Origin of the sequence: Leptolyngbya sp. KIOST-1 (assembly GCF_000763385.1) — a bacterium.
In the GTDB taxonomy this organism is placed as follows: Bacteria; Cyanobacteriota; Cyanobacteriia; order Phormidesmidales; family Phormidesmidaceae; genus Nodosilinea.
Window position 1 is genome coordinate 774,454 of sequence record NZ_JQFA01000004.1, and the last position, 25,408, is coordinate 799,861.

Below are 25,408 nucleotides of genomic sequence, written 5' to 3' on the forward strand. Positions count from 1 at the left end.
TGGATCAGGAGTTCAGGCATGTAATACAGAGGAATTGGTTAGGCCGGGAAGAGGGCACAGGTTTTGAGTAAACGTCGGGGTGTTGACATTGAGTGACCTTCAAGGGCAAGCCCAAAAATTGCTTCAGGTTCTTCTGTCCACACCCTTTGACTCCTGTGCAGCGCTCATCCGCGATTTCAGAGATCTCCCACCTTCCCCGGGGCTCTATGCTGTCAAACATCGAGGTGATCAATTACTTTATTTGGGCAAAACCAAAAAACTGCGAGAGCGCTTTAGGGGTGGACACAAAGCCCTGACCTGGTCATGGCTAGACGATTATGATCATAGGGATATTAGAATTTCATTTGCCCCTCTTGCCATGGTCGAAGTGATCAAACTGGGAGAAGCGCTGGAAGGGATCCTGATTCAGGCCACACAGCCCCCCTATAATGCCAGGTATCCCACCAGAGATTGGAGGTAGTCACAGTGCAAGCTCTCCCCCAAACTGGGCACAAGCATCTCAGTCATGATGCCGCGCTGATGCTGTTGGCTGTGCTACCCGATCACATTCGAAACGCCTATCTAAATCATGCTAAGCAGATCAACTATTCCATTGAGCTGGTATTGGAGATGGCGCTGGCTGATTTTCTAGACCCCGATTCGCTAACGTTTGCAGATTGCAATCCTCAGATTGGCTTGCCTGAAGGCCAAGAATAGCCCTGGAGAAAAGGGGGCTGCTGTCGGGTAGGCACTGCCCGCCATCCGAGAAACTATTTTTCCAGACGTTGCCTTAGACGATTTATGAGCAATAACCAGGAGCAATAACAGGCATAGCGCTGTTAGAAATAACGTCGTTAGTAATTAGGTCAGGTGTGAGATGGATGGATTGAATCGCGAGGCTACGGTAACCACCCAGGATCAGTTGGAGGGATCGCCCCCCAGCCCTGGCATTTCCCCCATCGCTGCCCTGGGGAAGGTGCCCCTGCGGCAGATGGGCATCAACCTCAACCACTGGTACGCGGTGGCCCAGAGCGCAGACCTGGCCGCCAAGCCCCTGGCGGTGACCCTGTGGCACCAGCCGATGGTGCTGTACCGCGATCGCACCGGTAGCCCCGTCGCCGTCGAAGACCGCTGCCCCCACCGCCAGGTGAAGCTCAGCGAGGGCACCGTGACGGGCGACAACATCACCTGCGCCTACCACGGCTGGCAGTTCGCCCCCGATGGCCACTGCGCCCACATCCCCTACCTGGAGCCCCAGCAGAAGCTGCCCACCTGCACCCTGCGATCCTACCCGGTGAAAGAGCAGGATGGCTTTATCTGGGTATTCCCCGGCGAGGCGGCACTGGCGGACCAGGTTACCCCCCTGGCTGTGCCCGAGTGGGAACACTTGAATTTCATCGGCTCCCTCACCACCATCGATGTGCAGGCCCACTATTCGTTCCTGATCGAGAACCTGATGGACATGTACCACGGCCACCTCCACGGCGGGGCCCAGGTGTGGGCCAACCCGGTGCTGCGGGAGCTGACTGCCGATGATACCCACGTCCACGCCCACTACGACGCCGAGAGCTACTACCGCATCGACAAGATCTGGTCGGCCTCCCAGCTGATTTTCCCGGCCCTGCGCCAGCTGCACCCCGAACCTCTGGATGTTTACTACCACTACCCCCACTGGCGATCGACCCTGGGGGAGGACTTTGTGATCTACTGCCTGTTCTGCCCGGTGAGTGAGACCCACACCCGCGCCTACCTGCTGCACTTCACCTCCCTGGGGCGGTTTCCCAAGCTGCACAAAACCCCGCTGGCGGTGCGGCGGTTCTTTAAGCGATCGTTCACGAACTCCGCCAGCTTTGTGCTGCGGCGGCTGGTGCGCGAAGACGTGCTGATGCTGGAGCAGGAGCAGCGGGCCTTTGAGCAAAACCCCAGCTACCGGGGGCCGGAGCTGAACCGGGCGCTGACGGCGGTGCAGCAGTTGATCCGGCGGCAGGCGGGGGAGTGAGGGGTGAGAGGGTGGATGGGTGGGCGAGTGGGTGGTTGGATGGGTGAGGTAGAGCCTGACAGCGAACGGCCGACACCTGGTACCTTAAACCTGAATAGTTGACTCTCTACTCCTTACCCACAATGGCTTCCCCCGATATTTTGGCGCTCGATTTCGATGGTGTGGTCTGCGATGGGCTGCGGGAGTATTTTCAGACGGCCTGGCGGGCCTACGGCGAAGTGTTGGAGCCGGGGGCGGGGAGCCCACCGGCGGGGTTGGCGGAGCGGTTTTACCCATTGAGGCCGGTGGTGGAGACGGGCTGGGAGATGCCGCTGGTGATCTATGGGTTGATGAGCGGAGTGGCCGATACAGCTATTCTCGATCGCTGGCCCGAGCTGATTCCCCAACTGCTGGAGCAGGCGGGGGTGGAGCCTGCCACCATTGGCCAGGCGGTGGATGGGGTGCGCGATCGCTGGATTCAGACTGACCTTACCGACTGGCTCAGCTACCAGCGGTTCTACCCCGGGGTAATCGATCGCCTGTCGCAGGCGATCGAGGCTGGGGTGGAGCTGGTGATTATTTCTACCAAGGAAGGGCGCTTTATTCAGCAATTACTCGCTCAGGGTGGGCTGGAGCTACCCCCGGAGCGCATTCTGGGCAAAGAGGTCAGGCGACCGAAGTATGAAACCCTGCGGCAGTTGAAGGCGGCTCGTCCGGGAGCGATGGTCTGGTTTGTCGAAGATCGGCTCAAGGCCCTGCAGGCGGTGCAGGGGCAGCCCGATCTGGGGGAGGTGACGCTTTTTTTGGCCGACTGGGGCTACAACACCGCAGCAGATCGAGTCTTGGCCGGTCCAGGGAGCGGCATCCAGGGCTTAGACCTGGCTCGGTTTTGCGGTCCGTTTTCGGCCTGGACATAGTGAGCGACAGGCCGTGTGACAAAAGATTCACCCTAAATTTACGTAATCTTGATTGCCCTGGGGATCAATTAAATTGTTCGTAACGCTACCGCACGAAAATTTCCGGATTTAAGCGCCAGCGTCAGAATCAGGGATAGACACTGGCGTCCATTGTTAAAGCTTTGGTTAACGTCAATGGCTCAGACTTGAAGCACGCTGTTTGCCCCCGTGTTGCCATGCCCGACCTATTTGTGCCCCCGTCTAAAACGCCCCCTGCACCGGAGTCAGAGTTCTTGGCTGCTCCGGCTGAGGCGGGTGATGATGAGACAATCCTCTCCATCCCCACCTCTGCGGCTACCCCAATGGACCTGGATGTCGAGCTGAACCTGCTGGCGGCTGACGCTCCAGCCCCTGCAGCCCTGGCGGAGGGGGACACCATTCCCACCGTGGATACGGTCTTCTTTTACGGTCGTACCGCGACGGGGACGACCCTGTACCAGGTGGACCTGGAGTCGGGCCAACTAGCGCCGATTGCCGACCCAGGAACCCTCTTTACCACGGCCATTGAGGGGTTGTTTACGGCCGCGCCTGGGGGGTTGGGCGGCGACGGTGAGGCCAGTACCGAACCGCCGCGCACGTTCACCGTGATCGAAGGCACCAGCGGCAAAAACTTTTTGATTGGCACGACCGCCGACAACGCCCTCTTTGGCTTTGGCAGCGACGACCTGATTTTGACGGGTCGGGGCACCAACCTGGCCTTTGGCGGCACGGGCAACGATACCCTGGTGGCCGGGCCTGGGGGCAATGCCTTGTTTGGGGGCGAGGGTGACGATGCGATCGAGGGCGGTGAAGGCGACGATGTGTTGGTCGGTGGGGCCGGCAACGACATTCTCTACGGTGGGGCCGGCGCCAACCTGCTGATCGGCGGCACCGGAGCCGATATTTTTCGACTTAACACGCCGGGGGCTTACAGCCCTCTGGTAGACCCCGCTGCCCTAACCGCTGAACCCGACACCATTTTCGACTTCAACCCCGCCGAGGGCGATCTGCTCGACTTCAGCCTGATTGCCGCCCAGCCCCTGTTTGACGGGCGCGATCTGCTGCCCTTCCTGAGCTTTGTGCAGGTGGGGGCCGATACCCACGTGCAGGTCACTACGCCCCTGGGCCAGACAGTTACCGAGGCCATTCTGCTGAATGTGGATGCCGACACCCTGACTCCGGACAGTCTGACCTTTACCCCACCCCCTGGCGTACCGCTGCTTAAGTAGACCATCCCCAACCTCCCGCTTTCCGGTAGCATCAGGGCTAGGGCGTGTCATCAATTCTGGCCAAAAGGCGGGTATATCAGGCATTGCCACGCCCGCCCCAAAAGACAGGCTGGGGGCTGTAACCCTTGATTTATGAGCATTTAGCAGCTAATTGATGACAGCCCCTAGAACAGTAGGCAAGCCAATGATTGAGGCCCAGCTGCGCCAGGTGGCCGCCGCCCTGGCCGGAGAGTTTGACAACCGCTCCCAATCCCTGGCCGACCCGGCCTGGTACTTGCACCTGCGGCTGTGGCAGCGGCCCCTGCCCTTGAATCTGTTTGGCGAGGGCTACGGGCTTTTTTTGGAGCAGATTAGCGTGACCTCGGGGCAGCCTCCCTACCGCCAGCGCATTTTGCACCTGACAACAAAAGCGGGGGGGCTGTGGGGGCAGTACTACGCCCTGGCCGACCCCAGTACCTACCTGGGCGGAGCTACCCAGCCCGATCGCCTGGTCGGGCTGACCCGTGATCAGTTAGTGGCGCTGCCCACCTGTGGGCTGGTGATTGAGCGCCAGGCCGACGGTCAAACCTATAGCGCCCGCTTGCCCGACGACAGCCTCTGTACGTTTACCGCCAATGGCATCACTACCTACGTGCGGCTGGCCTTTGACATTGGCCCTGAGTCTGCGGCCCCAGGCAGTCCGCTGGTGTTTCAAATGAACGATCGCGGCATTGACCCTGACACGGGCAAAACCACCTGGGGGCCAAAGATGGGGCCCTTTCGGCTGCTCAAGCAATGCGCCTATGCCCTGCCGGGGTAAGGGGCGCGTAAACTAGGGGAGTTCCTCCGCCTGAAGCGGGCTGTCGGTGGTGTTGCGGCCTGGTCTGGGCAAACTGGAGCCAGGGCGTCCGCAATGGGCTATCCAGCGCTATACTTCCGGCGCTACACGTTCGGCGCTATACATTCGGCGCTACACTTACCGACCCCACCCCTTTTTTCTGGCCTCCATGGAGATCGATATCCTGATTCTGACCGTGTACTTCATCTGCGTAGGCTATGTGGTCTATCAGATGGCGCTGTCCATTGAGGAGGAGTTAGAAGATCAGGTGGTGCTGGTGCCCGACGGGGCCAGTCTGGAGAGCAGCGTGCGATCGCAGCTGGTGCGCCAGGGCTTTGCCGAAGACGCCGCTGAGGTGCTCCAGGCCGGGGTAGAACCGCTGGGCAAGTCGGTCTCTCTGCGGCTGGTGGTGCCCGAACCCCGCAGCCTCGCCCCCCCGAACCAGCGCTCCGACGAGCTTCAGACAGGGCAAATTGTGGTGCAGGTGCTGCCCCAGGGACCGCACCCGCTCAAGCCCATTCAGGGACTTACGGTGCAGGTGATTAACGAGAGCCGCGCCCTCCAGCTCACCATCGATTGGGATCGCAGCTCCATTAGCCGCATGACCAACGAAATTCGCCGGGTAATTCGCCACACCCCCGGTATGCGCCTCGACCTGGCCCTGCCCCAGGTGGTCAGCGTAGTCAACCCTAACCAGTACCTCAGCACTGTCGTCACCAGCGAAGACTGCTTTAGCCGCAACGCCGACACCCAGGTGCTGCAGCAGGCGGCCCCGGTGGTGGATGTGCCTAAAATGGCCGATCTCAAAGCGCCCCTGCGCACCTACGCCCTTGACCTGGTGGTTCAGCTCAAGCCCTTTAGCGATCGCGGCGGTCGACCGGTCATGCTGCTGCTGCCCTTCCGCTTTGCCATTCAGCCGCTGCCCGCCAAAGCCGCCATTCCCCTGGTGAACTGGATTTTGAAGCGCTAGGGCGTCTCGTCAATTCTGGCCAAAAGCCAATGTCCTAAGCGCAATGGCCATCGCTATAAATCACAGACCCTCGTCGATGCGCTGACCATACTCCAGCTTGATCAGCTGATCGGCAAGGTGAAAATAGCGATCGTCGTGACTGATCACCAGTACCGCCTTGCCCCGCCGCTTTAGCTCCAGCAAAATTTGTTTGTAGAACACTTCGCGAAACTGGGGATCCTGGTCCGACGCCCACTCGTCAAACAGGCAGATCGGGCGATCGTCCAGGTAAGCGGTCAGCAGGGCCAGCCGCTTGCGCTGACCCTGGGATAGATCCAGGGTGGACAGCACCCCCTGGTTGACCTGCACCTTGTGGTCCAACTGCAGGTGTTGCAGATAGTGCTGGGCGCGGTCGTCCAGATTTTGAAGCTGGAGACCCAGCAGCCGCTCAAACAGATAGAAGTCTGAAAACACCGCCGCAAACAGCTGGCGGTAGGCGTCGAGGTTGTGCCCCTCCACGGGGTTGCCGTCCCAGCGGAGGGTGCCGGTTTCGGGGGCGTAGAGGCCCGCGATCAGCTTGGCGAGGGTGGACTTGCCGCTGCCGTTGCCGCCCACAATGAAGACCAGATCCCCCGGCTTAAATGCCAGGCTGACCGGCCCCAGGGTAAACTGCCCATCGCGATCGGTGTGGTAGGTGTGGGTGACGTTGTCCAGCTCGATCTGATGGTGCAGCGATCGCGGCAAATGGGCCCCTGCCCCAGTCGTTTCCGCTTGGCTGGCGAGGGAGAGGCCCAGCTCGTCAATTTTTTTGAGCGCCACACTGCCCCGGCTCAACACCGGCAACACGGTCATCAGGTTTTCAATCGGTCGTGCCAGGTAGGTGATGGTGAGGGCGTAGGCGGAGAGGACGGGGGTAGTTATGTCCGTCAGCTGCGGCAGGCCAAACACCAAAAAGCCGAGAATGCCAAAGAACAGCAGGCTGCTGAAGTTGAGGGTAAGGGCCGCCACGGTTTCCGCCTGCACTTCGTAGTCGCGGAAGGCGGCCGCCGTGGTCTCCAGGTCTTCTTCAATGAAGGCAAAGCGCCGGGGCAAGTTGAGCTTCAGCTCTTTGACGCCGTCGGTGATCGAGCGAAAGTGCTTGAACAACAGGTCTTTCTGGTCCCGAGCCAGTCTCAACAGCGCGTACACCGAGTTGAGCATCACCTGAATGACGACAATGGCGACCCCAATCACTACCAGAATGGCCAAAAACACGCCGACGGAGAGCCAGGCCAGATAGCCCAGACAGCCAATCACCAGGGCGGCGTTGACCAGCAGCAGGGGCAGGTTGAACACCGTGCTGGAAATGGCATCGATGTCGTCGGTCAGGGAGGCCAAAATTCGGTTGGGGCCCAGGGTCTCCAGCTGGCGCAGGGGGCAGGCCAGAATCCAGTGACTGAGCTGCAGCCGCATTTTGTAGATCGCCTGCTGGGACAGGCGAGCCAGCAAAATTTGTGAACCGCTGGCGGCCAGCAGGGTGATCACCGCCAGGCCCAAAAACTGAGCCAGCACCCCGGCACTCTGCTGGCCGGGGGTGCCAATGGCCCGGTTGATGGAGGCAATCAGCAGCACGCTGCCGACGCCGCTCAGGGCTCCGGCAATACTGGCGATCGCCACCGTCACCCAGGAGGAGCGCAAAAGAAATACAATCAGCCGCATGGGTCTGGCTTACCAGTGAGAATTTGAACGGGACCAAGGCTAAGAGACGCAGGCCAGCAACCGTTGCTCCCCCAGCCGATGCAGCCGAGACAGCCACTCTGGCCTGAATGCCGCTGCCGCTGCCACCGTGGAGCCGGGCCGAACTAGCGGGGGGCGGTGACGGGGCAGGCAACGGCGGCAGGATTCAAGTGAGTGGGCCGATCAAATTTGTCAGCATTGGAGAGTTGCGCCCTCTTTCCTACACAGTCAGCACCGTGAGCTGGCTCAGCAGAGGATCGATCAGGGTTTGGTGCTTATCCGCCAGGAGCTGATCCATATAGGCTTGTAGACGAGCGCCCTGCTCCAGGTTGGGCACGTATACCTGACCATTGGGGTGGGTAAACAGCGGTGTGGTGGCCAGTGTTGCCAGGTCATTGCTGGCGGGGGCCAGCACCAGCGGCCCGCTGCTGGTATTGGGCAGCAGACCAGGGGGTAGGCGTTCCAGGAGCGCCATCAGGTGGGCCTGGCAGGCTTCCACATTTAGCCCCCGCTCCTTCAGCAGGTGCAAAATGCCGTTGAGGGGCATGGGCTGCTCGGGCAGAGCGCGCAGCACCTCCATCAGCAAAAACATATCGCTGTACTGGTGGCGGGTGAGGTCGAGCACCTGGGGGTAGCGCACCAGGTTGACCAGCCCATAGGTGACCCGGCTGCAGCTGGGGGGGCGATCGCTGTGGTAGGTATCCTGAACGATGGTGGCGTTGGGAAACTTCTGCCGCAGCCAGCGGGCAATCTTCGGCAACGAGGCGCTGCCGCCCGTACAAATCACCTGGTTGATGCCCTGGGTGTTGAGCCCAGACTCGCTCAGCAGACGATTCAGATGGCCATTGATGCGCTGGATGTAGGGCAGAATGATGCGGTCTTCCAGATCTTTGCTGCGGACAATCCAGCGCTGGTCGGCTAGCTCCAGCTCAAACTGGGGCTGGTGCTGAAGGATGATCTTCAGGTGGCGGGCTGCTTCGAGCACGCTCTGCCCCAGCAGGGACGCTTCCAGCCGCTGGTAGAGGCGCTGGCGACGGGCCAGATCGGGCTCTGCCGGACGGGGCATGTCGCAGCTGTCGAGGTTGAGGTCGTGCCAGTGGGTGCCATCTAGCTCAGGCATGGCGGTCTGCCAGCCCCAGCCTGCGGCGTCTACAGCTCGGCCAGAGCCTTGGGCGGGGCGGCTCTGGCGACGCTCTGCCGGGTGCAGCAAATGGCAGATGATGTCGAGGTCGATGGCGTCGCCTGCGTAGCCCATAGAGTGCAGGGCGAAGTCGCTGTAGGTGAGGTCACCCAAGGCACTGGGGAGGTTGACAATGCCCACTTCGGTGACGGTGGCACCGGCGGAGAGCACCACGGTACCGCCAGTCCAGGGGCAGGCGTAAAGGGTCTGCTGCTGCATGGGCTGGCCGTTGCCCTGGGGCAGTGGCGTAGAGGGGTCGGGCAGGCCCGACAGCACCGCCGCGATCGCATCCTCTACGAAGTAAATGTCGTCGGGGTTGGCGGAGAGTCCGGCTCCCAGCACCGCCTCCCGCAGGTTGAAGGTGTAGGTGTCGGGCCAGTTGGCCGGGTAGCTCACTACCACCCCCCGCAGCTGGTTCAGCGCCTCGGCGATTGCCGCCGCATCCAGCCCGACCGCCCCCACCGTGAAGGCAGCCTCTACACGCAGCCCCTGGGGCAGGGTTGCCAACAGCTCCCGCAGGCCATCTTGAAAGACTTGCAGGGGCAGGCGATCGCGATCGGACCACTGAATTTGGGGCTGGGGATCCGCGCCCTCACCCAGGCTGGCCGGAATGCTCAGCTTCAGGTAGGGCTTGAGGGTCTTAAGCAACACGGTCCCCTGATCGCTGGCATCGCCATCGCTCCAGTTGACGGTCAGGGTTGAGGAGCCAACCGACTGCACCCCATAGCGGTTCGCACCATCCACAGGTACCACCGAGGCCAGGGTCGGCAGACGAAAGAACTTGTCCGCCGTGACCCCCGAGATGGCATTGTCCACCCAGTAGAGCGGATAGACCTGTCCGCCCCGACGCTCCAGCAGCACCGCCGATAGCCCGGTGGTCCCCACATCTAGGCCCAGGAACCACAGCGGAGTCGGGGCTGCGTCCGGGGGTGGCTCCACCTCAGGCGGCACCGGCACCGTGACTGACTCGTCTTCTACAAAGGCTTCGTCAGCAAAGGGCTCCTCAGCAAAGGGGGCATCGGCCAGGGGTGCCGTCTGGTCGAACGCTTCTACCAACGCCTCGGGCTCCTCGGGGCGATCTAACTCTGGCTCGGGCAGGGGCGGCTCGGGCAGAGGCGGAGCCGGCAGAGGATCGAGCAGAGGCGGGGCTACGGCCTCTGGGGCTACGGCGCCCAGGGTCTCTAGTTCGTCGGAGGCGATCGCCTCTAGAGCCTCTAATGGCTCTAAAACTTCCGGAGCTTCTGGGATTTCTGGGGCCTCTGGGGCGATCGCCTCAAACGGTTCTAGCTCGCCTGGGGCGATCCCCTCCGGGGCCTCTGAGGCTGCCGTCTCCAGGGTTTCAAAATCGTCCAGTGCCCCTAGATCGTCTAGCGACTCTGGCGCTATCGCCTCTGGGATGATGGCCCCCGGAGCCACCGCTTCAAACGCCATAGAAACCAGTTCCTCTAGCTGATCAAGGGGGGATGGAACGGGCTCAGGTGGCAAAATTGACGCCCCCTGGTCTTCTGAGTCAACGTTCCGCAGATCCAGGCCAGCCGCGTCTGGAGTCGAGGCTTCAATCTCAAAGGTGTCTAAATCAAGGGATTCCAGGTCGGGGGCTTCTAGCCCAGGGGCGCCGGGGTCCGCCGCGCCTGGCTCAGTCAGGGGTAGGTCCAAGTCGGTGGGTTCCCCAGGGTTGGCCTCATCAAAGCTAAGGGCTTCAAGGTCAAAGGCGTCTGGCCCAGGGGCCTCAACCCTGGGGGATTCTGCTTCGAATGCGCCAAGGTCTGTCAGGTCGTTGATGTCCAGGGCATCGAGGGAGGTTGCCGCATCGGCTGACTCCAGGGCGCTGAGGTCCAGGGCATCCAGGTCGGCCGCAGCGGGGGCTGCCTGGTCGAAGGCAGCGAGGCCGAGGGCGTCCAGCTCAACGGTGAGAGGGCCGTCTGGAGAAAGGTCCTCATTCCCAGAAGGCTCAACGGCCCGTTCTTCGGTCCCCAACGGGGTGTCCCCTCCGGGGCCATCCGTCGATTCCAGGTTTACCGTTTCGAGATCGGTCGCCTCAGCCGGAGTGGAGGCCGAAGTGAGCGACCAGGTTTCCGACAGGGGCAGCGACGACTCTGCCGTCGGTTCCAGATCGACATCCGCGAGCCAGTCAGCAACCCCGCTGTCAGTGGCGGGAGGCTCCGGCTCCAGCTCCAGGTCGAGGTTAAGGTCGAGACTCAGTCCAGATGTGGGAACGTCCACCGCGCCTGGGCCAGGGTTCTCATCGTCGAGGTCTAGCCAGGCCAGGGGCTCCGAGGCCGGTGGATCTGACTGGGGGGCAGTAGGAGCTGCGATCGCATCGAGATCTAACTCATCCAGGTTGAGGTCGAGGCTGAAATCCCGCCGTGGCTCTGGGGGCAGCGGGGTAAGGGGCTCCCCCAGCAGCGCGTCGAGGTTAATAAAGTCGATCATCGCTTCCATCGACTCAGCAGTCGCCGCCGCCGCCGCCTGAATTGGGTCCAGGGGGGCGGCCTGTTCCTCGGGTGCATCAGGGGCAGGGTCAGCCAGGTTTGCCCCAGCGGCATCCAAAATGTTGTCGAGGCTAATTTCGCGCTGCCAGTCCGTGGCCGTTTCTGCTTCAGCCGCTTCGGAGCCAGCTGCCGTCTCGGCAGGGTCTACCCAGCCCTCCCCAAGCGCGGCCAGGTCGTCGAGGGAATTAGCTCCCTCTGTAGACGGCTCTGTAGACGGCAGACTCTCCCCGCCCTCCACCCCAGGGTCATCGAGGCTAAGGTTGAGATCATCCAGGGTGATGGAGAGCGGCAGATCGGGGGATGCGGGCTCGGGCGAGACTGCCCCCCAGGTGTCCAGGGTTAGCTCTGGGGTGGCAGCGGGCGGTTCGTAGCCACCAGGCGCTTCAGCCCCATCGTTCCAGCCAAAGTCCTCCAGCGAGAGGTCGTCGGTCGAGCTGGAGGCCGGTTCGCTGGGCAAACTCAAGTCCTCCAGGGACAGAACATCCAGCGGCGTATCCCCTGGCGTGTCTGGGGGCATGTCTGGGGTCTGGCCCGCAGCGGGTTCACCGCCCAGACCAAATTCCGCCAGGGTCAGCTCCTCGGAAACTGGCCCGGCTGGGGAGGTGGCTTCTGGAAACAAATTGTCAACGGTGGCCTGGTCCGGCGGTGGGTCGGGGCGTAGGGCAGAGTCCCTGGGGCCAGCCGTGCCCACCGCCAGGTCAGCCGTCGAACCAAACTGGGCGTCAGCCGTAAGGTCGTCCAGGGTGGCCCCAGCTTCAGGTTCTGGGCCCAAGGGAGGCAGGGGGTCGAGGGTTAACTCGCCCAGCATATTTTCCAGCGTCAGGGAAGGTCCAGTCGGCCCGGACATGGTCTCCGCTGGCGGTGCCTCCAGGGCGGGTGGACTGGGAGGAGGCACTTCCGCCGAAAGGTCGCTCAGATCCCCCAGGGTCATCCCTGATTCCCCCAGGGCCGGCTCCTCATCTAGCCCCAGACTCAGGTCCAGGTCAGACAAAATTGAGGCCAGGGTGGGCGCGTCGGAGACCGGCGCGGGGGCTGAGAAATCGGTTAATGCATCCGTAATGCTATTGATTGGGCCATCGGTTGGGCCACCAATTGCGCCGAACAGGTCTTCCGGTTCAGCTGTGGGCTCAGCCGCGGTGGACGGCACATCCCCAAACAGATCATCCACTCCAATTGATGCAGCGGTTGGGGCGACATCAGGGGGTGCCCCAGCCGCGCCAATCTCGCTGAACAGATCCTGTCCAGTCTCCCCAGCGGTCGGTTGAACGGGGGCTTCCGAAGCTTCAAATAGGTCCAGAGCCGACAGGTCCGGGGGTTCAGCCGCAGGCAACGCCTCGCCGTCCTCCGGTGCTGACGGCCCGTCACCGAACAGGTCCAGGCGATCGAGCCCGCCGTCCGCCTCTGAACTGGGCGACTCAGCAACGGCCTCGGAGCCGGGAAGTTCGGGTTCGAATAGCGCTAGGCCTGGCTCAGCCTCGACGGGTTCAACGGTTTCAATGGGCTCTAGGGTGGGCTCGATCGCCGCTTCTGCCCCAGACAGCGAAAGATCGAGCAGCTCCAACTCGTCCGGCTCCGGGGGGGCGAAAGCGGTCTGGTCGCCAGCCGGGGCGGCAAATAGATCGTCACTGAACAGATCGGCGGTGCCGGACTCAGGGGAAGTCGCTTCGAGAAGATCGGCAGGGAAGTCGAAGTCGCCAGCCAGATCCAGGTCGGGGTCGCTCGGGTCAGGGCTAAGGTCTAGATCGCTGGGAGCCCCATCCAGGTCGGTGGCCGAGGCGGCGGACAGGTCAATACTGAGGTCAGGCTGGGGGCGATCGCTGGGTTCCGCAACCGGCTCATCGTCTGCGCGATCGGGCCAGGTCTGGGGCGGTGGGGGGGCTTCGCCCGACAGGTCAAGGCTGGAGAGGTCAGAAACGGTTGCCTCGGTCAAAGCTTCCTGGCCGGACACATCGCCACCAGCCTGGGCCGAAAATAGGTCGAGGCTGGCGTCGGTAGTGGCGAGGTCTGGGGCGGGCGGGGCGGCTTCGCCCTGGGGCGCAGGCTCAAAAAAGCCGGGCAGCGCCGGTTCCGCCGCCGACGTTTCCAGGGAGTCGAGGTCCTGCCGCAGTTGGTTGATCGTGGCCTCATCCATGGTCAGGTCGTAGTTGCCGGGGGTAGGCACCTCGTCCTGGGCCAGCAGGTCCTCCTCGGGAGAGGCCGCCATAAATCCGCCAAAGCGATCGTCGCTCTCATCCACGGCGGACTCCAGATCACCCATCTCCCCGGGGCCGGGGGGCAGCAGCTCGTCAAACGATTCGATGGTTTCGGGCAGATCGGCCTCCAGGGCCGCCAGGGAGTCAGCCAGACTGGCTTCCAGCGGGCCAGCGGCATCGCCAAGTAGGTTCTGGAGGTTCTGGTCGGTGAGGTCGTCGGCTTCGGCCTCGGCCACTTCGGCAGCCTGGGTCAGCAGGGTGAGGTCCTCGGGCTGGGGCAGTTCGCCCAGGAGCGGTGCCTCGGGCCGTTCAAAGGTAGTCTCTTCGGGGGCGGCATCGACGATCGCATCGGTAGAGCGATCGAGGTCAAGCAGAGCATCTACGGGTGTGGAGTCGGCGGCGTCGCGATCGCCCTCTTCCTCCTCCACAGCACTGGCCCCGGTCCCCTCCGCCAGCAGGCCGCCAAACAGGCTCTGGTACAGATCGTCGAGGGCAGACTCGGCGGCGGTATCGGCACTGGCGACCTCAGCACTCAGGTCGCCCCCTCGCTCGGGCAGCGACACCGCCGTAGTGGGATCTGGGGCCGCAGCATCGAGGCTGTCGAGCAGCTGCAGGTCGAGGGCTTCGGTATCGTCAGGGTCCAGCGTCGCCTCCAGATCGCCATCGAGCTGCAGCTCGGTGATGTCGTCGTCGAGCTGTAGCAGGGTGATCTCATCGTCGTCGAGATCGACGCCCAGATCGAGGGCCTCCAGAGCCAGATCGGACTCCAGGTTGGGAGCTAGCTCGCCGTCGCCCCGATCCGCCGCGTCGGTGGTTAGCTCTGGGGTGGAGGAGGTCTGGGGCAGCTCTCGCCGCTGGCCCGATTCCAGATAGGCCAGGGTTTCGGCGTTGACCTGCTGGCCCAGATGGTTGATCAGAGCGCCAAACATCAGCTCACCCTGCTGGCCCAGGGTGTGCATCTGGTTGAGGCCCTGGTTGAGGGAATTTTGGTAGCTGTAAATGCTCTGCTGCAGGGTTTCAAACACCGATCGCAGCGACTGATCCAGCCCCAGCATGACCTGGTCGGACTGGGCCTGAATTTGCTTGAGGAACTCCAGCCGCTGAGCCGGGGTCAGCTCCGGGGCCTCGCGATCGACTGGGTCCCCTTCGAGCAGTCCGTAGGCGTTGGCGGTGGCAGCCTCGAGCCGCTGCACCGACTGGTTGACCTGGTTGCTCAGGTGGGTTTCCAGCTGCTGGGCCATCTGCTGCAGGGCGGCCTCCCAGCTGGGGGGGAGCTGGTGCAGCGCTGCCGTCTGGTCAAACTGCGATCGCTGCTGCTGAAGCTGCTGCACCTCCTGAAGCAACAGCTCCCGCTGCTGCCTCAGGGTGGCGACCTCATTGCGCAGCGGGTCGAGAATCTGCATGGTCTGCCCGCGCAGGTACTGCATCTCCTGCAGCAGCGCCTTGAGCACCTGGCTAGAGGCCGCCGTGGTGGGGTCGTTGGGCAGGCCGCTGAGGTCGGGCACCGCAGGGGCAGCCTTCACTTCGGCCAGGTAGGCCCGGGCCCGCGCCAGCAGCTGTCGCTGATTGGCATCGTTCGACATCACCCAGGGCAGCCGGGGGGCGGCTTCCCCCAGAATTGCGTCGATCTCGGCTACCAGAGCTTCCAGTTCATCCTGCTGCACAGCCACCTCTTTGCTTACCTTTCCCAGCGATTGCCAAAGTGTATGTCAGGCGTCTTTAAAAATCATCACGGTTATGCCCGGGGGGCGCTGCTGTTGAAGGGCATAGATAGAAAGGGCTCAACTGATGATCCTGACAACTTGGAATGGGTCTCGATCTTAACGGCGATCGCCCTCGTTTCGCCTGGAGCAGAGTGATATAGTGCTAAAACTTTGACTTCCACAGCCAGGCTGCCCGTGAAGAATTCTACCCCTCCTCTGGGATAGGATTGGTTGAGGCGATTTAATATCACTAACTTAAACAAAAAAATTAATGTTGGGGTGATAAATGGATGCTCGCTACAACCCTAGAGATACTGATGCCGATCTGAAACTGATCCGCTCGGCGCTGCTATTTCAGGATTTGCCGGAGGAGGCTGTAGTTGAGGCCACCAGCCATGTGGTATCGCGTCGTCACCCGGCGAATCAGGTGATTTTGCTTGAAAATGACTGGGGCAGTTCGGTCTATTTTATTTTGGAAGGCTGGGTCAAAATTCGCACCTACAACCTCGACGGTAAAGAAGTGACGCTCAACATTTTGGGCAAGGGCGAGCTATTTGGTGAAATGGCCCCCCTCGAAGAGGTGCCTCGCTCCACCGATGTGATTACCCTGGTGCCCACCGTCATCGGCAGCATGCCCGCCAGCGACTTTGTCAAACTGTTAAATACTCAACCCCTGGCCGGCATTCACCTGTCGCAGCTGATGGCGCGGCGGCTGCGACAGGTCAACCGGCGGCTGCGGCTGCGGGAATCCGACAGCACCTCGCGGGTAGCCGACATTATTCTGTTTCTGGCCGATGGCCAGGGGCAGCGGGGGGCCAGCGGCATCGAAATTCCCAACCTGCCCCACCGTGAGTTGAGCAGCCTCAGCGGCCTGGCCCGGGAGACAGTCACCCGCGTACTGAGTAAGCTAGAGAAGAAAGGGCTGATTGTGCGGGATAAAGACCTGATGAGCATCCCCGACATCAATGCCCTAGAACGTCTGCTGGTTTAGCCATCCATGAGTCATCCCCCTGACCCCGCCCCCAGGGCTAATGCAGAGCCCCAGGCCGGGGCCACTGCTAGCGACTTTGATGAATTAGACACCTACCTGGAGTACCGCGCCGCTGAGGCCGAAGCCGACGGGCCAGACCTGTCCCACCGGTTTAAGGCGGGGCCGTTGGCGATGGTCGAAACGGCTTTTCTGGCCAGCACCGCCGCCCTGATCTGGCTGGTGAATACCTACTTCCCACCGGGGCCAGTGCTACGCATTCTGTTTCCGCTGCCGATGGCGCTGGTGTACCTGCGTTGGGGGGCGCGATCGGCGTGGATGTCGGCGCTGGTGTCGGGGCTGCTGCTCTCGGTGCTGATGGGACCGCCCCGCAGCCTGCTGTTTCTGATTCCCTACGCGCTGATGGGCGTCCAGCTGGGCTTTTTTTGGGTGCGCCGGACCAACTGGTATATCTCGATCGCCATTGGCGCACTGCTGGGCACCCTGGGCTTTTTCTTTCGGCTCTGGCTGTCGTCGGTACTGGTGGGTGAAGACCTGTGGGTGTACCTGACCACCCAGGTCACCCAGATGCTGAACTGGGGCCTGGAGCGCCTGATTGGCCTGGGGCTGCTGGATGTGAGTGTGCTGGGGCAGGCCAATGTGGAGGCGGTGCAGATCCTGGCGCTGCTGTCGGTGTTGGCCAGCAATCTGGTGTACCTGTTTACGGTGCATCTGGCCGCCTGGCTGCTGTTGGGGCGACTGGGTACAAAAATTCCAGAGCCGCCGGGGTGGGTGCAGGATTTGCTGAAGGACTAGGTCAGGTGCAAGGGTCACGGTGCAGGGTATGGGCTGCCTCCAACCCATGACCCGTAAACTGGAGGCCGTACACGCTGCTTTGAGGGTGTTGTTTTGGAGGCGTGGGGTCTGTGGGTAAGCCCTTGATTGAGGTGTATACCGAGAAGCGACGGGGAAAAGACTGGCTGGAGCGAGGGCGTGGGCTGCGGCCCACCCTGGTGCTGACCCTGGGATTCACGGAGACCGGGCTGATTGAGGGCATTTCGGCGGCAGGGGCAACTCCGCGCGATCGCCGCTTCACCGCCCTGGCCGATGCCGAATTCATGGTCAACGGCCCCGGCTCAACGCCCACCTATCCCCTGCCGCCGCTCCAGGCCGGGGCCTCCCCCGCGCTGATTTCTAGAGCCGTCATCGCTGCCCAGGCCATTCCCCTGGTGGTGCTGGATGCCGGGTTGCCGCTGCCGCCCACCGTTCCCCACATCGATTTGGGGGGAAAGCCCGCCCAGTGCCTGAGTACCGGGGCCGCGTTGCCCCCGGCGGTGGTGCGTCACCTCTGGCGGCAGGGGCTGGCCCAGGGGGAACGGCTGGCCGCCGCCAGCGACTCTCTGCTGCTGGCGGAATGCGTGGTGGGTGGCACAACGACGGCGCTGGGCTTGCTCACCGGGCTGGGGCTGGACGCGGCAGGGCGGGTCAACAGCAGTCACCCCGCCTGCAACCATCGGCAAAAACAGGCCCTGGTGGCCCAGGGGTTGGCCCTGGCCAATTTGCCAGACCAACCGCATCCTCTGGCGGTGGCGGCGGCGGTGGGCGACCCGATGCAGCCGCTGGTAGCGGGGCTGGCGATCGCCGCCAGTCGCTCTCGCCCCGTGCTGCTGGCCGGGGGCACCCAAATGCTGGCGGTCTACGCCCTGATGGGGGCGATCGCCGCCGCCGAGCACACCCCCTGGAACCCCCAGAACGTGGCGGTGGGCACTACGCGCTGGGTGGCGGAGGATCCTACCGGGGATACGGTAGGCCTGGCGGCGCTGACGGGGGCCTGTCTGATCGCCACTCAGCTCTCCTTTGCCCGGTCTCGGTTCGAGGCGCTGCGGGCCTACGAGCGGGGGTTTGTCAAAGAGGGCGTGGGGGCGGGGGGATGCGCGATCGCCGCCTCGCTGTACCAGGGATGGGGCCAGCCGGAACTGCTGGGGGCGATCGAAGCTCTGCTGGAGCAAAAAGCCCGGCTGGAGCAAGCCTGAGCCGCTCCCACCAGGCGCCATCGCCCGCGAAATACGCGAAATACACGGGTACCATGACGACCGATTCACTCTACCCCTGCCCCTGCTGTGGCTACCAAACGCTGACCCTTGAGCCCCCCGGCACCTACCTCATCTGTCCGATCTGCTTCTGGGAGGACGATGGGGATACGGGCACCGCCAATGGCCATAGCTGGACGGGCTCCAATCGGGTCAGCCTGCGGCAGGCCCAGCGCAACTTTGCAGCCCTGGGCGCTTGCGAACCCCAGTGGCTCAATGACGTTTGTGCGCCAACCCCGAGCGATAGGCGAGAGCCCCACTGGCAAACCGTGGATGCGCTGGCCGAGCAAACTCGACGGGCGCTCATGGAGAGCGTCGCGGCGGCCTTTCAAGGGGTAACCCTTGACGGGGGCGTTTCCCTGCACGAAGCTCGGGCGCGCGATGATTACGAAGATCCAGTTCAGGCCCGTCAGCTGGACGGGACTATGCGCTGGCAGGACATTCCCGACGACTGGATTGAAACCTTTCACGACGTCTTTGCGTTTATGGATGCAAAAGGATTTCGCCACGCCATACCGGCCTATCTACTCTGGTGCCTGAAGTACGGCAAACAGGAGACCAATGCCTACCATGCAACGGTTTCGTGCTTAAAGTCCCCCCACTACCGCAGCACCCTTTGCAGCGCCCTGAACCCAACGCAAGCCCGCGTCATCGCTGACTTTTTGCAATTTATCGATACCTTTGTGTGGCCAGTTTAGTCGTCGGTAGAAGGGCTGAAGGGCGCGTCACCCTGGCCGACTGGGTCGGCTACCATGGGCGATCGCATCCCCTGCCTCCGCCTCGCGCCCCGTTGCTCGAACCAACAACCTGTCGCTCCCCATAGCCGAATCTTACAACCAGCCGATAAGCTAGATGGTGCAATCGACTCGCCCCTTCTGGTTTGCTATGAAACGCTTCTTTCGCGCCCTTACAGCTCCCCTTTTGGCCTCAACCCTGGTAGCGGGTTCGCTGCCCCTCCCCATCGGCAACGCCCGCGCCCAGGAGACGGTCGCGCCCCGGGTGGCCCAGCTGCCCCGCACCCCCGACCAGGTGGTGGAGTGCGAACTGCTGATTGTCGGTGGTGGACTGGCGGGCACCGCCGCCGCCTACGAGAGCCTGCTGATGGGTCACACCGTCTGCATGACTGAGCTGACCGACTGGGTGGGCGGGCAGATCTCCAGCCAGGGCACCACGGCGCTGGACGAGTCGCGGGAGCAGCGGCGGCTGTTGTTCTATTCGCGGGGCTACAACGAGCTGCGGGAGCGGATCGAAGCCAAGTATGGGGAACTCAACCCCGGTCAGTGCTGGGTGAGTGTGGCCTGCTTTATGCCCCCCGATGCCAACGCCATTTTGATGGATATGCTGGCGGAGGCTCAGCACCGTGGCGGCGGCGAGCTGAAGTGGTTTCCCAACACCGTGGTCAAAGATCTGGGGCTGAACGCCGACGCTACCCACATCGACGAGGTGATCGCCATTCGCCACAGCCCTGCGCCGGGGACCGCGCCGCTCAACACCGACTTTCTTTCCGAAATTATTGAAGACGCCTATACCTACCAGGACTCAGCGCGACTGTCGAAGGAAATCATCCAATTTGTGCCAGCGGGGATTGTGCCGAAGCGGGCGCCAGGGGATGTGGAGCGGCGGGTGGACTGGTTTGTAGTGGAGGCCACTGAGACTGGTGAGCTGATTGTGCTGGCGGATGTGCCCTACGAGCTGGGGCTGGACCCCCGGTCGCCCCTCAACCCCTCTTCACCCGTGGCGGAGCGCGACCCCTACTGCACCCAGGGCTTTACCTACACCTTTGCCATGGAGCGCACCGCCGAGCCCCAGACCTTCCAGGTGCCCGACTTCTACAGCATCTACGAGCCCTACTACAGCTGGGAGAAAGAGCGGCCCCAGCTCCAGACCCCCCAGGACCACTTCGACTTTGTGTTTACCTATCGGCGGCTGTGGAGTGCCTCACCCCGCCGCACCGGGGAGCGCATTTTTGGCTCACCCAGGCCTGTGCCCGGCGATATCTCCATGCAGAACTGGACCTGGGGCAATGACTACCGCCCCGGCACCAGCCGCGACAACCTGATCCTCACCCAGGAGCAGCTGCAGGCCAGCGGTCAGCTAGCCCCGGGCGGCTGGCTGGGGGGGCTGCGCACCGAAACCCTGCGCCGGGGCGAAGAGAATGCGATCGGCTACTTCTACTGGCTGACCACCGGCACCACCGACTCGCAGCTGGATGACTCCTGGAAAGAGCCGGAACCCTACAACCTCTACATGAGCGGGCTCGACTCGCCCATGGGCACCGCCCACGGTCTGTCGAAGTTCCCCTATATTCGCGAAGCCCGGCGGATCATTGGGCGCCCCTCCTACGGCTACGAGGACGGCTTCATGATCAGCGAGATCGATTTCTCCTGGAACGATTTCACCACCGACTTTTACCGTGACGCCCTGGGCCCCAACGGCTTTGCCTCCATGCGGCGGTTTCTGGCAGGGCTGGAGACGGTAGATACCTTTATGCCGGGGGCAAATCCCGATGAGTTTCACGTGCGGGGGCGATCGCGCCTCTACCCGGACACCGTGGGCATCGCCCAGTATGCCATCGACTTCCACCCCTGCATGCGCGACTACCCCCCCGAGGCCCCCGGCAACATCGAGCGGCCCGGCGTGCGTCAGGCCCACGGCCAGGCCTACCCAGCTCAAATTCCCCTGCGGGCCATGATTCCCCAGCGGGTGGACAACATGCTGGTGGCCAGCAAGAGCATCGCCGCCAGCAACATCGCCGCCGCCGCCTACCGGGTGCACTCCTTCGAGTGGTCGGTGGGGGCCGCCGCTGCCCACACCATCGACTTCTCGCTGCGCAACGGGGTGCTGCCCTACGAACTGGTGGACAACCTGCCCCGCCACGAGCCCCTGCTTGACCAGCTGCGGGCCGAACTCGACGCCAGCGGTAACCCCACCAAGTTCCCCAACACCTCGATCTTCAACGAAGACTGGACCGAGTGGAAGCCCTGGTAGGCAACTAATTTAGCGCATTGGGCTCAGGGCTCAGGGTCTGTCAAGATCCTGGACCCTGTGGCGCTTAACCGGGATTCTTCACGGCCTATACCGACAGGATCTGGGCGGTTCATCGGGCAAGATGTTTATGCCGCCAGGAAACTTTGGTCCCTAGAACAGGGACAGCCGTCCCGGCTATCCACAGGACTTCCCCAGAGAACTCTAATACCGAATCCGAATTCCATACCCCCGGTTCTTCAAGGGCCAACCCGTAGGGGCAAACGGTTGTTTGCCCTCAACCAATCGGGGGTAGCCAGGCCGGATTTCGTATAAAGCCCAAATAACCGCCGCGGTGCGGAACGAGCCAAACCTTGCGATTAGTGCGCTTAGAATAAGGTATTGGCCCTGAGAGGGTGAATCATGGTGCAGACCATTGCCGCAAACACAGCCACCCTGCGCGATCTAAAACAGGCGCTGGGGTTACAACAATCCTTAGACCCCGCCTTTTTTGGGGAGTGGCAGCAGGAGATGCCTGCTCTGAGTGAGGCTGAACAACAGCTGCTCGATCGCGTCCAGGCCAATTTCACTGCATTGATGGAAGACCCACCAATGCTCGAAAACAGCGTCAAGATGGTGGTGCTGTCTCCTCTGCTGGATTTAGCCGGGTTTTACCGCCAGCCTTTTCGAATTGAAACCGAAACCAGCATTAATTTGGAGCGAGAAGACGACGGAATTGTCATTCGAGGCCGTATTGATGTCCTGGTTTTAAAAGAACAGTTCTGGCTGTTGGTGATTGAGTCCAAGCGCAGCGATTTTGCCGTGACGCGGGCCATTCCTCAGGCCTTGGCCTATATGCTCAGCAACCCCAAACCGCCCCAGGCCATTGTTCCAACTTTTGGTTTAATTACGAATGGCAATGAGTTTTTGTTTCTCAAAACCATTCGGCAGCCTACAGCTCAGTACGCCAATTCTCGGCTGTTCGCATTAATTAATCCAGGTAACGAGCTGTACAGGGTATTGCAAATCCTCAAACGGTTGGGCGCACAGGTTTTAGCTGCAGAAGAAACCTAAAGGCGGCAACCCGCCTGAGAACAATCGTGAACACCGATCCTGCTGGGGCAGCGGCTCTCTCTACAATGCAGTCATACACAAATTTGTAGCTATCCCTGTTCCTGGAGAGCGTAATCCTATGCAACCCACCCAAAATCTATTTACAGAAAAAGCCTGGGATGCCATTGTGCGCTCCCAGGATATTGCCAAACAGGCCCAGCAGCAGCAGATCGAGAGCGATCACCTGCTGCTGGCGCTGCTCGATCAAGACGGATTGGCCAGCAGCATTTTTGCCAAGCTGGGCGTCAATGGACAGGCGCTGCGCGATCGCACCGAAAGCTTCATCAACAGCCAGCCCAAGGTATCTGGGTCAGGCTCGTCGGTGTATCTGGGCAAGTCCCTCGATACCCTGCTCGATCGCGCCGACAAGCACAAAAAAGACTACGGTGACGAGTATATTTCGATCGAGCACCTGATTTTGGCCTACCCTGGCGACACCCGCTTTGGCAAAGCCCTGTTTCAAGATTTGGGCCTGAGCGAAGCCAAGCTCAAGCAGGCGATTCAAGACATTCGAGGCACCCAAAAAGTGACCGACCAAAACCCTGAAGGCAAGTACCAATCTTTAGAGAAATACGGACGTGACCTCACCGACGCCGCCCGCCGGGGCAAGCTCGACCCGGTGATCGGCCGCGACGACGAAATTCGCCGCACGATCCAGATTCTCTCGCGCCGCACCAAAAACAACCCGGTGCTGATCGGCGAGCCCGGCGTGGGTAAAACCGCGATCGCCGAGGGACTGGCTCAGCGCATCGTCAGCGGCGATGTGCCCCAGTCGCTCAAAGACCGCCAGCTGATCGCCCTTGACATGGGCGCGCTGATTGCCGGAGCCAAGTACCGGGGCGAGTTCGAAGAGCGGCTCAAGGCGGTGCTGAAGGAAGTCACCGACTCTGAAGGGCAGATCATTCTGTTTATCGACGAAATCCACACCGTGGTGGGCGCGGGGGCGACCCAGGGGGCGATGGATGCGGGCAACCTGCTGAAGCCCATGCTGGCTCGCGGCGAATTGCGCTGCATTGGGGCCACCACCCTGGATGAGTACCGCAAGTACATCGAGAAAGATGCTGCCCTGGAGCGCCGCTTCCAGCAGGTCTATGTCGATCAGCCCACGGTGGAAGATACGATCTCGATTCTGCGCGGCCTGAAGGAGCGTTACGAGGTGCACCACGGGGTCAAGATCTCCGACAGTTCTCTGGTAGCGGCAGCGACCCTATCCACCCGCTATATCTCGGATCGCTTCCTGCCCGACAAGGCCATTGACCTGGTGGACGAAGCCGCCGCCAAGCTCAAAATGGAGATTACCTCCAAGCCCGAGGAGCTAGATGAAGTCGATCGCAAGATCCTTCAGCTCGAAATGGAGCGCCTGTCGCTGAAAAAAGAGAGCGACGCCGCCTCGATGGAGCGGTTGGACCGGATTGAGAAAGAGCTGGCTGACCTCAAGGAGCAGCAGAGCGCCCTCAACGCCCAGTGGCAGTCGGAAAAAGACACCATCGACCACATTCAGGCGATCAAAGAGGACATTGACCGGGTCAACATCGAGATCCAGCAGGCCGAGCGCGACTACGACCTCAACCGGGCCGCCGAACTCAAGTACGGCAAGCTCACCGAGCTCCAGCGCCAGCTCGAAACCGCCGAAACCCAGCTCACCGCTACCCAAACCACCGGCAAAACCCTGCTGCGCGAAGAGGTGACCGAGGAAGACATCGCTGAGATCATCTCCAAGTGGACGGGCATTCCGGTCAGCAAACTGGTGCAGTCGGAGATGCAAAAGCTGCTGCTGCTCGAAGATGAGCTGCACGAGCGGGTGATTGGTCAGGAGGAAGCGGTGACGGCGGTGGCCGATGCGATCCAGCGATCGCGGGCGGGTCTGGCCGACCCCAACCGTCCCACTGCCAGCTTCATCTTCCTCGGCCCCACCGGGGTCGGTAAAACCGAGCTAGCCAAGGCCCTGGCCGCCTACCTGTTCGACACCGAAGAGGCCCTGGTGCGCATCGATATGTCGGAGTATATGGAGAAGCACGCCGTCTCCCGGCTGATTGGTGCCCCTCCCGGCTATGTGGGCTACGACGAGGGCGGTCAGCTGACTGAGGCCATTCGCCGCCGCCCCTTTGCGGTGATTCTGTTTGACGAAATTGAGAAGGCGCACCCCGACGTGTTCAACGTCATGCTGCAAATTCTCGACGACGGCCGCGTCACCGATGCCCAGGGGCACACGGTGGACTTCAAAAACACCATCATCATCATGACCAGCAACATCGGCTCCCAGTACATCCTCGATGTGGCCGGGGACGATGCCCAGTACGACGAGATGAAATCCCGCGTTATGGAGGCCCTGCGGGGCAACTTCCGGCCTGAGTTTCTCAACCGGGTGGATGAGATGATCATCTTCCACGGACTGCTCAAGTCGCAGCTGCGCGACATCGTCAAGCTGCAGGTGGTTCGCCTCGAAGATCGCCTGGCCGACCGCAAAATGGCCGTCAAGCTCACCGAAGCGGCCCTCGACTTTTTGGCCGAGGTGGGCTACGACCCGGTCTACGGCGCCCGTCCCCTGAAGCGGGCCATCCAGCGAGAACTGGAGACCCAGATCGCCAAGTCCATTCTGCGCGGCGAGTTTGGCGAGGGTGACACCATCTACGTCGATGTCGAAAACGAGCGGCTGGCCTTCAGGCGGCTGCCCGCCGAACTGTTGACCCTGTAGGCGCGACGGCCAGGGGAGGACCGTTCCCTTACCTGGCTGATTCCCAAAGATAAGCCGCTGGCCGGTAGGCTTTGTTAAGATCCCCCCGCTTTACCGCTGAAGTTTTGTGCCTACGGTTGCAGGGATCCACAAAATTTTGCCATCATAGCCAGATAGGCCAATTCGGCATATTTACCCGGTCAGGTCATCCACTGCTCGATAGAAAATTCCGTAAGTTTTCGGAATTTATTTGGGCATACTGTTGTTAGTACAGGCCATTGCCCTCAACCATCCCCACTGCCTTAGTTAACCCCTGGGTACATTTTTAGGGAGTTTCTGGTTGAGGGGGGTGGTTAACCAATCGGGGGCATCGCCGTGGCGATTCCGATATCTCGGAGCTGCACCAGTTTATTCAACCGAAAATGGGGTT

Annotated in this window: 16 protein-coding genes; 14 read left to right on the forward strand and 2 right to left on the reverse strand. The window is 61.8% G+C overall.

Annotation, left to right across the window (positions count from 1 at the left end; all coding sequences use genetic code 11):
* Positions 1-79: 79 nt before the first annotated feature.
* From NF78_RS33565 to NF78_RS20470, 7 genes are all read left to right on the forward strand, one after another.
* On the forward strand, positions 80-460 hold the full coding sequence (locus NF78_RS33565; protein WP_035991282.1) for a GIY-YIG nuclease family protein: 381 nt from the start codon (positions 80-82) through the stop codon (positions 458-460).
* Between the two features lie 5 nt (positions 461-465).
* Positions 466-696, forward strand: a complete 231-nt coding sequence (locus NF78_RS31380; RefSeq protein WP_035991284.1) for a hypothetical protein — start codon at positions 466-468, stop codon at positions 694-696.
* 160 nt (positions 697-856) lie between these two features.
* Entirely contained in the window at positions 857-1,978 is a 1,122-nt protein-coding gene (locus NF78_RS20450; protein WP_081972790.1) for a Rieske 2Fe-2S domain-containing protein, read from the forward strand.
* Between the two features lie 122 nt (positions 1,979-2,100).
* Positions 2,101-2,874: an HAD family hydrolase gene (locus NF78_RS20455; protein WP_035991286.1), complete on the forward strand. Its 774-nt coding sequence runs from the start codon at positions 2,101-2,103 to the stop codon at positions 2,872-2,874.
* Positions 2,875-3,089: 215 nt separating this feature from the next.
* Positions 3,090-4,121 carry a calcium-binding protein gene (locus tag NF78_RS28465; RefSeq protein ID WP_156119897.1) on the forward strand — a complete coding sequence of 344 codons (1,032 nt, stop codon included), beginning with the start codon at positions 3,090-3,092 and terminating at the stop codon, positions 4,119-4,121.
* Positions 4,122-4,275: 154 nt separating this feature from the next.
* A complete protein-coding gene (locus NF78_RS20465; protein WP_081972792.1) occupies positions 4,276-4,920 on the forward strand; it encodes a chromophore lyase CpcT/CpeT in 645 nt (214 codons plus the stop codon).
* A gap of 187 nt (positions 4,921-5,107) precedes the next feature.
* Positions 5,108-5,908, forward strand: coding sequence for a hypothetical protein (locus NF78_RS20470; RefSeq protein WP_035991294.1), 801 nt, complete (start codon positions 5,108-5,110; stop codon positions 5,906-5,908).
* Positions 5,909-5,968: 60 nt separating this feature from the next.
* Here the strand turns inward: NF78_RS20470 and NF78_RS20475 are convergent, their stop codons facing one another.
* Positions 5,969-7,585 (reverse strand): cyclic peptide export ABC transporter, encoded by a 1,617-nt coding sequence (locus NF78_RS20475; RefSeq protein ID WP_035991297.1) that lies wholly within the window; start codon positions 7,583-7,585, stop codon positions 5,969-5,971.
* A gap of 238 nt (positions 7,586-7,823) precedes the next feature.
* Complete coding sequence (locus tag NF78_RS20480; RefSeq protein WP_156119898.1) at positions 7,824-15,131, reverse strand: hypothetical protein; 7,308 nt, start codon at positions 15,129-15,131, stop codon at positions 7,824-7,826.
* A 325-nt stretch (positions 15,132-15,456) separates the two neighbouring features.
* Here NF78_RS20480 and NF78_RS20485 point away from each other — a divergent pair, with 325 nt between their 5' ends.
* The 7 genes from NF78_RS20485 to clpB all read left to right on the forward strand — a co-directional run bounded on the left by NF78_RS20485 (position 15,457) and on the right by clpB (position 24,999).
* Positions 15,457-16,161, forward strand: coding sequence for a Crp/Fnr family transcriptional regulator (locus tag NF78_RS20485; RefSeq protein WP_035991300.1), 705 nt, complete (start codon positions 15,457-15,459; stop codon positions 16,159-16,161).
* A 6-nt stretch (positions 16,162-16,167) separates the two neighbouring features.
* Positions 16,168-16,953, forward strand: coding sequence for a DUF2232 domain-containing protein (locus NF78_RS20490; RefSeq protein ID WP_035991302.1), 786 nt, complete (start codon positions 16,168-16,170; stop codon positions 16,951-16,953).
* A gap of 110 nt (positions 16,954-17,063) precedes the next feature.
* Positions 17,064-18,170: a nicotinate mononucleotide-dependent phosphoribosyltransferase CobT gene (gene cobT, locus NF78_RS20495; RefSeq protein WP_263970664.1), complete on the forward strand. Its 1,107-nt coding sequence runs from the start codon at positions 17,064-17,066 to the stop codon at positions 18,168-18,170.
* A gap of 53 nt (positions 18,171-18,223) precedes the next feature.
* Positions 18,224-18,925, forward strand: a complete 702-nt coding sequence (locus NF78_RS33065; RefSeq protein ID WP_072016206.1) for a DUF6714 family protein — start codon at positions 18,224-18,226, stop codon at positions 18,923-18,925.
* Positions 18,926-19,079: 154 nt separating this feature from the next.
* Positions 19,080-21,215 (forward strand): FAD-dependent oxidoreductase, encoded by a 2,136-nt coding sequence (locus NF78_RS20505; protein WP_225885387.1) that lies wholly within the window; start codon positions 19,080-19,082, stop codon positions 21,213-21,215.
* A 399-nt stretch (positions 21,216-21,614) separates the two neighbouring features.
* A complete protein-coding gene (locus NF78_RS20510) occupies positions 21,615-22,265 on the forward strand; it encodes a type I restriction endonuclease (RefSeq protein ID WP_035991305.1) in 651 nt (216 codons plus the stop codon).
* 118 nt (positions 22,266-22,383) lie between these two features.
* A complete protein-coding gene (gene clpB / locus NF78_RS20515) occupies positions 22,384-24,999 on the forward strand; it encodes an ATP-dependent chaperone ClpB (protein ID WP_035991306.1) in 2,616 nt (871 codons plus the stop codon).
* The last annotated feature ends 409 nt before the right edge of the window (positions 25,000-25,408 follow it).